General features: G+C 45.3%; 13 protein-coding genes and 4 tRNA genes. All 17 read right to left on the bottom strand.

The annotated features are described in order from the left end of the window. On the bottom strand, window positions 1-95 hold a 95-nt coding region (locus H9629_RS10870; RefSeq protein WP_017397055.1), incomplete at its 3' end, for a GTP-binding protein. 152 nt (window positions 96-247) lie between these two features. Beyond that, window positions 248-322, bottom strand: a tRNA-Thr gene (locus H9629_RS10865). Between the two features lie 17 nt (window positions 323-339). Further along, window positions 340-415 (bottom strand) — tRNA-Gly (locus H9629_RS10860). 38 nt (window positions 416-453) lie between these two features. After that, window positions 454-537 (bottom strand) — tRNA-Tyr (locus H9629_RS10855). Between the two features lie 56 nt (window positions 538-593). Further along, window positions 594-669, bottom strand: a tRNA-Thr gene (locus tag H9629_RS10850). A gap of 98 nt (window positions 670-767) precedes the next feature. Beyond that, entirely contained in the window at window positions 768-2261 is a 1494-nt protein-coding gene (gene trpE, locus H9629_RS10845; protein ID WP_064102650.1) for an anthranilate synthase component I, read from the bottom strand. 108 nt (window positions 2262-2369) lie between these two features. Next, the gene (locus H9629_RS10840) at window positions 2370-3038 is read right to left on the bottom strand and encodes a phosphoglycolate phosphatase (protein ID WP_064102649.1); all 669 of its coding nucleotides are present in this window, start codon (window positions 3036-3038) and stop codon (window positions 2370-2372) included. Between the two features lie 78 nt (window positions 3039-3116). Continuing rightward, window positions 3117-3776, bottom strand: coding sequence for an FHA domain-containing protein (locus H9629_RS10835; RefSeq protein ID WP_064094980.1), 660 nt, complete (start codon window positions 3774-3776; stop codon window positions 3117-3119). Between the two features lie 62 nt (window positions 3777-3838). Beyond that, window positions 3839-6103, bottom strand: a complete 2265-nt coding sequence (gene gspD, locus H9629_RS10830) for a type II secretion system secretin GspD (RefSeq protein ID WP_191731074.1) — start codon at window positions 6101-6103, stop codon at window positions 3839-3841. A gap of 38 nt (window positions 6104-6141) precedes the next feature. Next, window positions 6142-6996: a type II secretion system protein N gene (locus H9629_RS10825; RefSeq protein WP_191731073.1), complete on the bottom strand. Its 855-nt coding sequence runs from the start codon at window positions 6994-6996 to the stop codon at window positions 6142-6144. Beyond that, window positions 6996-7739 (bottom strand): type II secretion system protein N, encoded by a 744-nt coding sequence (gene gspN, locus H9629_RS10820; protein WP_064102646.1) that lies wholly within the window; start codon window positions 7737-7739, stop codon window positions 6996-6998. The genes H9629_RS10825 and gspN overlap by 1 nt, the downstream gene beginning before the upstream one ends. A gap of 182 nt (window positions 7740-7921) precedes the next feature. Next, window positions 7922-8245, bottom strand: coding sequence for an H-NS histone family protein (locus H9629_RS10815; protein WP_064094984.1), 324 nt, complete (start codon window positions 8243-8245; stop codon window positions 7922-7924). Window positions 8246-8388: 143 nt separating this feature from the next. Then, entirely contained in the window at window positions 8389-8817 is a 429-nt protein-coding gene (locus H9629_RS10810; protein ID WP_064102645.1) for an acyl-CoA thioesterase, read from the bottom strand. Between the two features lie 8 nt (window positions 8818-8825). Further along, window positions 8826-10019 (bottom strand): heme biosynthesis protein HemY, encoded by a 1194-nt coding sequence (locus H9629_RS10805; RefSeq protein ID WP_191731072.1) that lies wholly within the window; start codon window positions 10017-10019, stop codon window positions 8826-8828. Window positions 10020-10025: 6 nt separating this feature from the next. Continuing rightward, complete coding sequence (locus H9629_RS10800) at window positions 10026-10865, bottom strand: hypothetical protein (protein WP_191731071.1); 840 nt, start codon at window positions 10863-10865, stop codon at window positions 10026-10028. Further along, entirely contained in the window at window positions 10862-11641 is a 780-nt protein-coding gene (locus H9629_RS10795) for a uroporphyrinogen-III synthase (RefSeq protein ID WP_064102642.1), read from the bottom strand. Before H9629_RS10795 ends, H9629_RS10800 begins: the two co-directional genes overlap by 4 nt. Further along, window positions 11641-12564 carry a hydroxymethylbilane synthase gene (gene hemC, locus H9629_RS10790; RefSeq protein ID WP_064094989.1) on the bottom strand — a complete coding sequence of 308 codons (924 nt, stop codon included), beginning with the start codon at window positions 12562-12564 and terminating at the stop codon, window positions 11641-11643. The genes H9629_RS10795 and hemC overlap by 1 nt, the downstream gene beginning before the upstream one ends. Window positions 12565-12665 lie beyond the last annotated feature (101 nt).

Genomic DNA, 12665 nt, shown 5'->3' with positions numbered 1-12665 from the left:
ATCGCAGCTGTTAAAGTTGTTTTACCATGGTCAACGTGACCAATTGTGCCCACGTTAACGTGTGGCTTATTACGTTCAAACTTAGCCTTAGCCATGTTAATCTTCCTCGTTTACGTCGAACACAATTCTGAGTAAAACCCAGCTCCGACATATCGTTTAAAAAAACCGAACATCAAATACTTGAAAAGCAGACTAAATAGCCTGCTTTTTGGAATTTCTTTGCAACTAGAGTTGCTAAACTGTAATCTGGAGCTCTTATCGAGATTTGAACTCGAGACCTCTCCCTTACCAAGGGAGTGCTCTACCACTGAGCTATAAGAGCAAATATTAGTACTTCAATGGAGCGGGAGACGAGGGTCGAACTCGCGACATGTAGCTTGGAAGGCTACCGCTCTACCAACTGAGCTACTCCCGCACGATGTTGGTACAAACCACTTATTGAAGTCTTAAAATTGGTGGTGAGGGAAGGATTCGAACCTTCGAAACTTTCGTAGCGGAGTTACAGTCCGCCCCCTTTGACCGCTCGGGAACCTCACCATTTTTTACACTTACATCAGTGCTGTTCTTTACTTTACACTACCAAACTTCCAAGATGGTGCCGGCACACGGATTCGAACTGTGGACCTACTGATTACAAGTCAGTTGCTCTACCAACTGAGCTATGCCGGCGTTTCTTAGTGTTTCGTACGTTTCGTATCGGAACGGTGTGCAGTTTAGCAAAACTCAGAAACCATGCAAGTGTTTTTTTCAAAAAAAACCTCAAAAACTCATAAAATCAAACCATTTGATGATAATTCAACCGCTTTGATCACTGCGCGAGCTTTTATTTGGGTTTCATTCCACTCTGATTCAGGATTTGAGTCGGCAACCAGCCCTGCTCCGGCTTGTACATAGACCTTATTTTCGCGAATGACACAGGTACGAATTGCAATCGACATGTCCATTTCACCATGCCAGCCTAAATAACCAACAGCACCACCAAAAATTCCACGTTTTACCGGCTCAACTTCGTCAATAATTTCCATGGCACGGATTTTTGGCGCGCCTGAAAGTGTGCCTGCGGGAAAAGTTGCCTTAAAAACATCCAGAGCATCAACATCATCACGTACTTCACCCTGGACATTGGAGACAATATGCATGACATGTGAATAACGCTCGATCACCATTTGATCAGTGACTTGCACTTTACCGATTTTAGCAATGCGTCCCACATCATTACGTCCCAGATCAATCAGCATGACATGTTCAGCAATTTCTTTTTCGTCAGAGAGTAAGTCCTGCTCAAGTGCCAGATCTTCTTCTTTGGTTTTGCCGCGTGGACGGGTACCCGCTAATGGACGGACTGTGGCAATGCCATTTTCCAGACGGGACAGAATTTCCGGTGAAGAACCGACAATATGGAACGGCGTGTTATTGTCTAAAGTCCGGCCTTGCACCAGAAACAAGTATGGTGATGGATTAAGATGACGCAGTGCACGATAGACCTGTAGCGGGTCACCATCAAAATCAGAGACCATCCGGTGACCAGGAACGACCTGCATCACATCTCCAGCACGAATGTACTCTTTAACTTTTTCTACTGAGGCAATAAAGTTGTCATGTCCAGTAAGGGACTCAAAATGCGGCGGGGTATGTTTTTCTGCTTTCAGGCTAACCGGCGTTGCCAGAATATGCTCCAAGTCATCGAGCTGCTGCTGTGCCTTCTGATATGCTCCAGAATCAGCGGCATCGGCATGCACAATCAGAAACAAGGTGTCTTTCAAATTATCAAACACGATGACAGTTTTAGACAGCATCATCCAGATATCGGGTAATCCGACCGGATCAGCTTCCGGTACATTTTTTAACTTCGGCTCGATATAGCGCACGGCATCATAGCCAAAATAGCCTACCAGACCACCAGTAAAGCTTGGCAAGTCCGGCAATTCTGCCTGGGTAGGCACCTTAAATTGCGCCTGAAAGTCACGAATATATTGAAATGGATCAGCACAGTGCTGTTTTTCAATTGAAGCATCTGCATGCTGTACCGTCAGTTCGCCTGCATTGCAGGAAAATACGGTAGATTCACCTAGTCCAATAATCGAATAGCGCGCCCAGTTCTCCCCGCCTTCTACGGATTCAAATAAATAAGCCTGCTGATGCTGCTTAAGGCGTGCAAAAATAGAAAGGGGTGTATCGGTATCTGCCAGACGCTGACGATAAACAGGAATGAGATTATAGCCTTGTGCAGCAAGTTGCTGGAATTGTGCTTGAGTGGTCATGCGGTTTTTCTCTTTAAATTAGGGTTACTCAGTATGTAAATAGAATTGAACTGAGCGACGCCATCGAAAAACCTTACAACTATTCATTTTCTTTCCTTAGTACGCGTATTAGGCAAGTAATTCTCTAAGATCATCCACAATCTGCTGCGGCTGACAATCTGCAATATTTTCACCATGATTATAGCCATAGCTGACCACAACACAATCAATCCCGGCGCGGCGTGCGGCTTCGACATCATTGGAAGAATCGCCAATGAGTAACACCTGTTCGTTGCTTACGCCATAATGTTCAACACAGTGCAGCAACTGGCGTGGGTGCGGTTTACGTTCAGTAAAACGGTCGCCACCAATGGTATCGGCAAAATAATGGGCCATATCCAAGGTATCCAGAATACTACGAGCAGGAAGTTCAGGCTTGTTAGTGACACAAATCAGGGTTTTACCTTGGGCTTTGGCCCAATCCAGAAATTTCAGGACTCCTGGAAAAGGAACGGTATCTACACAGGGATCAACATTGTAGATATCCAGAAAGGTACTTAAGAGTTCCTGATGCTGTGCCGGCGTAACTTCGCCCACCAGATGCTGAAGTACACTTTCACAGAATATCGAGGTGCCCTTGCCCACCCAGGTCCGTACCTGTTCTTCGGTCACCAGCGGCAATTGCAGCACGTTCAGGCTCATATTCATGGCGCGATACAGATCATGAGCTGAATCCACCAGCGTACCATCCAGATCGAACAAGATCAGTTCACGCTTTTCTAATTGTGCAATAGACATCCCGACCCTCTTTTATAATGTGCGCAGCCACAAAAAAGGCATGCGCTATGCATGCCTTGATTGTAACCAATCATCAGCTTATTTGAACAACAACCAAGCCATAATTGCCAAAATAATCAGCACAATCACTGAAATCAAACCAACAGATACATTTTTCTGGGTTTCTTTTTCCTGTTCTACACGTGATACAGGCTGCTCAACCGGAACTGGCGCTGGCTCAGGTTTTACTGCACTAATATCTACGTTTTCTGGAATAGGTGCCGGTTTTGGAATACCAACACTGGTTGGCATACCGTCACGGGTCAACTGTACCGAAGCATCACGCTGTTTCAGTTCCGGCATTCCCTGATCATTCATTTTCTGGGCAGGTGTAGGCTCCGCCACTTCAACCTGATCCACAACTTTTTCTGCTGTTGCTTCAATTTCTGCTGGAACCTCTACCGCAGCCACAGGTGCCAGTACCGAAAATTTCAAGCTGGCGAACTGAACAATGTCATCCTGCTTTAATAAGGTTGCCTGTTCAATCTGTACATCATTAACAAAAGTACCGTTGGATGAACCCAAATCCTGTACCCAGAGCGCACCATCTTTCAGTAAAAATGCCGCATGTTTGCGGGAGATTTCCGCAGCCTGCAATACGATATCTGCTGCCTGATGACGTCCTACCACCATGTCACGGTCAATGCTAATTTCCTGTCCTGTTAAGTCGCCTGTAATTGCGTGTATTTTCCAAGTCATGAAAGTTACTTCTCTGTTCTCTTTGACATTATCATAACATGCTGTCTACAAATGAGAATGTCTTAGCTTTTTGGTCTAAGTGTAGTTGTTGTAACGGTATTTTTACTTTTTTCCACCTGCTGGACGGGCTGTACTACTTGACGCTGAATCACAGGCTCAATCGCAACCGGCGTGACGATCACATCAGCTGGCTGCACCTGAACAGGAGCTGTCGGCACAGTTTGATAGGTTGAATTTTGTAGTGGCATTTTGGATACTGGAATTCGCTGCTGATACACATCTTCAACACTTTCTGGCAATTTGGCAAAGTTTCCATCTGAGTCTAATGCAAGTTGCAGACTATATAACTGGCTATAGCGTTGCTGGGTCAGTCTGTGCACTGCATTTTTATTGCCCACGATAGTTGGATGGATAAAGATCAGCAGGTTACGCTTCTGGTTAGATTGACCTTCCGAACGGAACAAACGTCCAATTCCGGGAATCGCACCCAGACCAGGTACGGCCTGACGGCCATAGCGGGTATTGTCCGAAATCAGCCCGCCAAGAACAATCGTTTGTCCATGTTCAGCCAGAATCGAGGTTTTAATTGCACGCTTGCTCGTCACCAGATCCTGTGCCTGTCCTTTACTACTCTTGACATCAGACACTTCCTGTTCGACTTCCAGACGTACCGTGCCATCTTCACCAATATGCGGAACTACCTTTAAAGTGACACCGACATCTTTACGTTCAATAGTGGTATAAGGATTGACCACACCGCCAACCCCTGTGGACACTGAGCCGGTGACAAAAGGTACGTTTTCACCCACCACAATATAGGCTTCTTCATTGTCCATGGTCACAATGGAAGGTGTAGATAACAGATTAGACTTGGTACTTTCTTTCAAGGCCTGAATAATCGCTCCATACAGACGGCGCGAACCATCACTGCCTTCACGATAATCACCCAGTACCAGTGAACTGCCCGCTCCGATTGAACTTAATGCACCCGCACCGCCACCCGTCAGATAACCGGCCGCAATATTTTTCAGGCTAGTCCCAAAATTATCAAAATTAACCAGGCCAACACCACTGCTGATATCACCCAAAGCCCACTGTACCCCAAGCTGATCGGCATCGGTGCCTTCAATTTCAATAATGGCCGCTTCAATCAGTACCTGTTGACGGCGGATATCGAGCTGATTAATCGCCGATTCAATTTCCCGCATCAGTTGTGGATCGGCTTTCACCACCAGAGAATTTTGGGTCGCATCAGCAATAATACTTACCCCATTGGCATTAAAGCTGCTAATCCCACCCTGTTCATTATTCATGCCTGTATTCAGCTGAATGCCTGAAGAAGAAGTAGGGTTTCCCGTATTATTCCCGCTATTGCTATTATTTAAATCACTGCTGGAGCTGAGTAAAGACGAGCTTGATGAGGTCGTACCCGAATTTGAATTACTGCTCACCGCCTGTCCGGTCACCAGTCCCTGCAAGATTTCTGCAAGGTTCTTGGAACTGGCATATTTCAGACGAAAAACCTTTAAGCCGCCTAAACGGTCTGCAGCCGGGACATCCAGGGTTTCAATAATCTGCCGCACCCGCTTGCGCGTGGTGGGATCGCCCTTGATGATGATCCGGTTGGTACGTATATCAGCAATCACCCGTACCCGTGAACCCTGGACATCCTTGGCCGCACCAGTTGACGTCATGGACTCAATCAGGCTAATCATCTCTTCTGCCTGACTGGACTGCAAAGTCACCGCTTCAATATCATTCTGGCCTGTACCATCCAGATTCCGGACTATAGTTTCCAGCTGGTAAATATTGCTGGCGCGGTCCGATACAATCAGGGCATTAGTGCCCGGTACTGCAGCCAGATGGGCAAACTGTGGCATCAGGGGGCGCAGTGCAGGAATCAGGTCATTCGGATTGGTATTTTCCAGCCAGAGCACCCGAGTCACAATCTGGTCACCCCGGGCACGGCTTCGGGGATCGTAGGGAATACCCGAGTTTTTAACATTACTGTCCGGAATCAGCTTGATGGTATTGCCGGAAGGAATCGCCACTATGCCATTGACATTCAACACACCTAAAAACAGGTCATAGACTTCATTTTTATTCAGTGCTTTATTGGAAATGACCGTCACGTTGCCACGTACCCGCGGATCGACTGCGAAGTTCTTGCCAGTAATATCTGCCACTTCATTAATGAATGCAGCCAGGTCGGCGTCCCGAAGGTTGATTTTCCAGGTTTGCGCATAAGCTGCCGTGCTGACTACAGCCATAAGAGGTGTCGCCACGCAGAAGGCCCACGCTGATCGATTATTATTAAATAAAGCCATAAACTTATGTGTTTCCTAACCCTATATGTGATGACACATCACTTAAAATCTTGTTGTATGGTCATCACCTGATCACCACGTTTTATTTCGAGTTTAGCCTGACCTTCGCGTCGGGCCTGTTCCAGTAATTGTGCTTCTGTCTGTCCCTGGCTTAAGGTTTGACCATTCAGAGACAATATCCGGTCTCCAGGTCTCAAGCCCAGCCGATTACGCAGTGCGGCCGGTGTGCGGGCCGTCACCTCATACCCGCCTTCCGATGCATTTACCCCCATATTTTGTAAATACTGTTCGCGGTTTTCCTGCATCTGCTGGATTGCCCGACCAATTTCATTCTGGGGGGAAACAGTATTTTCCTGTCCTGCACCCCCGCCAGCCGGAGGACTCGTAGCAGGAGCTGCTTGAGTTTCAGGTATGACAGGCTGATTCAGGCCATTTTCCAGCCCTTTAAAGAAAACTTCCTGCGTCGCTCCGCCAGAACGGCGCAGTACTACCCGATCCCAGTACACCTCAGCCAGTTCCAGGCCACTGTTGCCCAGCTGATCTCCTACCCGGTACAGCTCCGCCTGATCATTGATCTTGATGACCGCAGACGAGTTATAACGTGGATTAGCGACCACCACACCTTGTAAAATGATATTCGCAGCTTCCACCACGACTACACTTTGCACACTTTCCTGAAACAGAGAAAATGTACCGATATTCGGTATTTGCGGCTGTTGTGAGCCCAGCTCGACCCGCTCCAGCTGCATCGCCTGTGGAGGAGCCACCAGCAGCCAGAACAGTGCAGCCAGCTTCCAGCACAAATACAGGATCAGCAGCAGTAAAACCACAGGTGCAGCACGATTTACCTGTTTAAGGTCAATATTTTTTAAAGCTTCAAGTGAAACTGCCATCAGTTAATGCCTCCCATAAGAGGCTGACGGGTACTAATCACAAAAGTATCCAGTCCTGCTTTACCCTGATAGGATGGGGCATTCAATAAAAAGCGCTGGGTGAGCTGGATATCCAGCATCATGCCGGGATCAAGCTTGATATTCAGCATACGTTGCTCACGGCTATCGCGGACATCGAGTAGCAACTGTCCATTTTCCTCGGTCAATGTGCCGGTCAACGCGGGGATGTTTATGCGCTCCTGGCGCTGGGCAAAGGTATAAATCAGCTCGCCACCCGCCCATTGCATTTGTCCGGCCACCTGACTAAAACCCTGCTGTGGCTTATATTTAAAATCCAGATCTTTAAATTGGATTGCAGTGCTTGGCCATTGCCAGTCCGCAATTTTTTTTAAGGTTTCAGCAGCAACCTGCCCTTCAAGATTTTTCACAATAAAAGATTTATTCAGACCATAGGCCATGATCCCGGAAAGCTGAGTATTGCCACTATGTATATCCACATGTGCCCCAACTCGCAGCAACAGTAAATCCAGAGGCCGCACTTTCCAGTTCAGACTGCCCCGAAGATTACCTTTTTTCCAGTCCGCACTTCCTTGCCAGATATTTCCGTTTACATTATGCAAAGTCTGGTTATTTTTATAAAATTTTGAAATTAACCAGGCTGCTGGCACTTGTAATACCACAAAAACAAAAAATGCAACAAGAGCAAGGATCAACCATCTTAAAGTTTTCGGTTTATTGCTCATCCCCACCACGACCAATCACTCAAGTCCAAATCCTCATTTATAATTTTTTCCTTATACCTACACATTATGCACACTTTTCTCCTAACGCCAATTCATAGATATAAAAAAACCAAGCAGGGATGCTTGGTTTAATTATCATAGTCTGTCTGTATGACAGACTAATGACGAAATCAGATAGGAGCTTAGATCAGGAAATCGTCCAGCTTTGCACCTTTTTCCAGTTCTGCCACCAACCAGCGTGGTTGTTTACCACGGCCAGTCCAGGTGTCATCCGGATTGGTTTTGCTACGATAACGTGGTTCAACCGACTTGCGTGACGATTTCTTACGTTTAGATGCACCAAATTCCAGCAACTGCTCAACAGTCATACCAACTTTCTCGGCAACTGCCAAGATTTGCTGATAAGCATCTTCAATTTCCTGATCTTTTTTTGAAGCAATAAGTGATTCTGCTTCTGCTTGTAAACGTTTTAACTCTTCTACTGATAAATGAGTAATATCTGGCATAAGGCTCTCCGAAAAATAATATTATTCGTTTTGTTAAATAATAACCCATCATATTTATATTAAATAAAACATTCAATATAAAATCTTGAGGCAACAACAATAAAGTTTAAAAAAAATTACAAATCAAAATAATTCATTCATTTTTAGATTTTATGTTGAACAGTTAATTCAATTGCTTTGATCTTTTCACGAATATAATCTGGAATTGGAGTTTTCTGCATGGTTATTTTATCCACGCAAACAATCACTGCTTCAGAAGTAGCCACAATACCCTGCTGTTTTTCACTCCATAATAGATATTGCATTCTGACTGCACTATTTCGGATTTCTTCAATACGCGCTGCAATTTTCAAATGATCAGGAAAAACCACGGGGCTTAAATAACGGCACTGATTTGAAGCAACTACTGTAATTACTGATCCATTGTTTAAATCCAATAAATTCAAATATGCCAGGCGTGCACTTTCGACATAGCGGTAATACATGGCATTATTGACATGTCCCAAGGCATCCATATCACCCCATGCTATAGTTTGCTCATAAACGACTGGGTATTGGTCTAATTCCGACATTATTATTCTCAAGTCTTAATTTCTATAAAGTTTACATTAGATTCAAATACTGCATTCAGCTGCTGCAGTAAGTCCTCCCGATCCTGCAAGGCAGCTTTAATTCTTAAATAACTCATACGAATATCATCGGGATATAAGTCGAGTAGTTGCTGGGCTTGATCTGTATAGCCTGTCGCTTGCAGTACATGCCACTTTGCAAAGCTTAAAATCGGTAATGCCGGATATTTCGCCTCCCAGTACGAAATCTGCTGTGCAATCGCATTATAATCCGGATTTTGCCGTAATAACTGTTGCTGGAACCACAAATAAAAAACATCCTGATTAAACTGCTGCTCCATCAAATGAATTGCAAGCACCTCATGCTCAGCACTCATTTCCGGCATTCTGAATAATAACTTCAACCATAATAATTTTATTGAATAGTCACGATCAAATATTTGCGGTTTTAAATCTAAATAACGTTGCTGTAAATAAAATAAATCTTCCTGTGTGGCTTGATCATAGGCTAGCAATAATTGTTCAAGCCATATTTTTTTTACTTTCTGGTCTAAATGTCCGTATTGGGTCGAGCGTAAATATAACCAGGGAAACTGTATGGCAAATACCCCCCATAACGCAACAAGACGCTGTTCATAGGCTGATTTAACCTGAATTAACCAAGGTGATAATTCATGCTGATTTAAAAACTCTAAATGGGTGAGTGCTTGTTCACCTTGTTGTTGTGATAAATAAATTTCAATCCGCTGCAATTCTGCCAATTCAAATGCCATTGGGCTGGACTGATTCAATGCAGTTAATGCCTCATTATACTGCTGCTGCCCCCAAGATAAACGTGCATCTATAATATGCTTGAGTAAGCCCGATTTACTAAAAGACTGCTGAATAAAATCCCGCTGATCCTGTGCAGCATTTAATAGCCAGATAACTGCCAGTTGTTCATAAGGATGTAAGCGGGAAAAACTAAATACTGTTTCCGTCTTACGCTGTTCACGATTGCGATATTGTTTGATGGCATACCAGATGCACTGTATCAGAAAACTTATGCTCACCAAGGATGCGGCCAAAAACCAGACCGTGGTCTGCAGCTGCCATTCACGCCAATATAGATAGACATAGCCAGCCCCATGTCCATAACTGAGGATACTTAGCCCAGCAATGCCAAGTAAGCATATAAATAAATAGGCCTGCAAAATCTGTTTCATAAGCAATTAGCCCACTAGGGTGCGTGTGTTCAATAATGGAATCGGAGTGATCGGTGTCGCCTTGATCTGTTTCAACTGCTGAATCCATTGCTGGCTCTGCGTATCTGGTAATTGCTCCAAGACCTCAATCACCGCATTCAGTGCCTGCTGAAAAGCGACAGATTGATCTTGCTGCAAGGCACTCTGTGCAATAAGCAAACGTAGCTGGGCTTCTTTAAGTACCAGATGCCGTTGCATCAAGACTGTACTAGGCTGATCTGCAGATTCGATCTGAATCCAGCGCTGCCAGAAAGAACCTTGAGACACTGGCGGTTGACGATATGGCTTCTGAATTTCCTTTTCAATTTCAGCATCCATCTTCACCAAAACTTCTTTTAATTTGCCTTGCTGCACCAATCGGTTATTCACGAATTTTTTCAGCATGTCCTGATCTTTTGCAATCACTTGCTGCAAACTGCTCACTAAAGCGGGCGCCAGAACATAATCATCCAACTCATTGGACAACTGATTTAATTTTTCAATGGCGGTGGCATATTGTTGCTGTTGCAATGCAAATTCGATCAGGTCCAGATGTTGCTGTACCAAGGCAATATCATTCTGCATTTCAGCCGTTATCGGCTCCCCTGCGAATGCTTTTGCTGCAGTGACTCCAGTCTTTTCCTGCTGAGCAGAAATCTGGCGCTTTAAAGCCACGAACTGATCATTAAGCATGGCATTTTGCTGCTGTAACTGACCAATACTTTGCTGCAATTCAGTCTGTGCTGTATTCAGAACATGCAGGTCATAGCTAAGCTTGACGAGCCACGACAAACTTAAGATGAACAATACAATGAATAGTTTCTTCATGCGTTCCCTAATATCAGCCCCATTTTCTGCAAGATTGTGTTTGCGTCTAAATCATCGATTTGTACGAATTGAAAACTTGCCTGATGCTGCTGTTGATATTTCCCAAGAATACTGGCCAAACGTGGCCCCAAAACCAAATAACAGGCTCGCTGTATAAACTCCGCATCCTTTTGCAGGAGTGTCAGCCAGTTTAACCAGCTCGCTTCACTGGTGATCAGCACCGCAAAATGCTGCTGTGCCTCAAGCAATCCCAGGTTCTCTGCCAGAGTTTTTGCCGCCGTTTCAGGACATTGCCGCCGGTACAAAATAAAGTTTAAAACTTTAATATTGCTGGCACGTAAATGATCCATCATAAATTGACGGCCACCCTCTCCGCGCCAGAAAGCCACACTCGAGCCAACAGCCAGCTGTTTCAGCACCGGCAATTGCAACATACCTTCCGAGGTTTCAACTTCTGGTACATCACTGTGAATACCGTATCTCGCTAGTGCGTCTTCAGTGGCCTTACCTACCGCAACCCAATGTACCTGCCCCAGAGCCGATAACTCAACGCCCGCCTGTTGCAAATATTGCATGCCAATTTTGACTGCCGTCGGACTGACTACTACAATAATCTGTACCTGTTCCAGCTGCTGATACAAGTGCAACAGCTCATCGGAATAAGGTATGGCATGCAGCTCGAGCAGAGGCAATTCTAAAACAGCAACCTGCGCTGCCTGTAACTGCTGGGTCAAGCTTATAGCACGGTCACTGGGGCGGGTATTAATCAATAACATCAGTTTGAATAAATTGTTTTGAGCAACTCGCCAGCCCCTTGGTCAAGCAAGTCTTTTGCCAGCTGTATCCCCAATTGTTCAGCATCCGCAATTTTCCCAGTCTGCTGTGCTCGAAGCAAAACTGCTCCATCGATACTGCCTACACGACCTTCGATTGAAATCACACCCTCTTTGAGCGTGGCATAACCTGCAATCGGCACCTGACATCCGCCTTCCAGATAGGCATTAAAGGCACGTTCGGCACGTACGCAAGCATCTGTATCTGCATGCAGGAGTGGCTGAATCAAGTCCAGCACTGCCTGATCATGAGTACGACATTCCAGGCCCAGCGCACCTTGACCCACGGCCGGCAAACTGATTTCAGGTGTCAGGGTATGACGAATACGTTCTGCCAGACCTAAGCGTTTTAAACCGGCACTGGCCAGAATAATCGCATCATAATGACCTGCATCCAGTTTGGATAAACGCGTGCCGACATTACCGCGTAAATCGATAATGTCCAGATCTGGGCGCTGTTTTAAAATCTGGGTTTTACGGCGCAAACTTGAGGTTCCCACTTTGGCACCATGTGGTAGTTCATCAAAGCTGGCATAAGTATTCGACACAAAAGCATCCAGTGGATCTTCACGTTCACAGATCACTGCCAGACTTAAGCCTTGCGGCAAAGCCATCGGAACATCTTTCATGGAATGTACGGCGAGATCTGCACGACCATCCAGTAAGGCGGCTTCTAATTCTTTTACAAATAGTCCTTTTCCACCAATTTTGGCCAGTGGCGTATCGAGAATTTTATCGCCCTGTGTAACAAAAGTGACTAACTCGACCTGCAAACCAGCGTGCAAATCTTGTAGGCGCGCACGGATATGTTCCGCTTGCCAAAGCGCAAGTGGACTTTGTCGAGTTGCAATTTTTAGGGTCTTCATAAATTTCAATAGCAGTTAATGAGAACAATAGTCTAAACTTAACCTGCTCACTTGAAAATGCAAGTGAATTTATACAAGTTTCAACTGAATGCTCTCACTTG

Source organism: Acinetobacter pecorum (assembly GCF_014837015.1).
Lineage (GTDB): Bacteria > Pseudomonadota > Gammaproteobacteria > Pseudomonadales > Moraxellaceae > Acinetobacter > Acinetobacter pecorum.
Note: the sequence above shows the minus strand (reverse complement) of the source record. Positions and strands in the feature narration are given on the sequence as shown.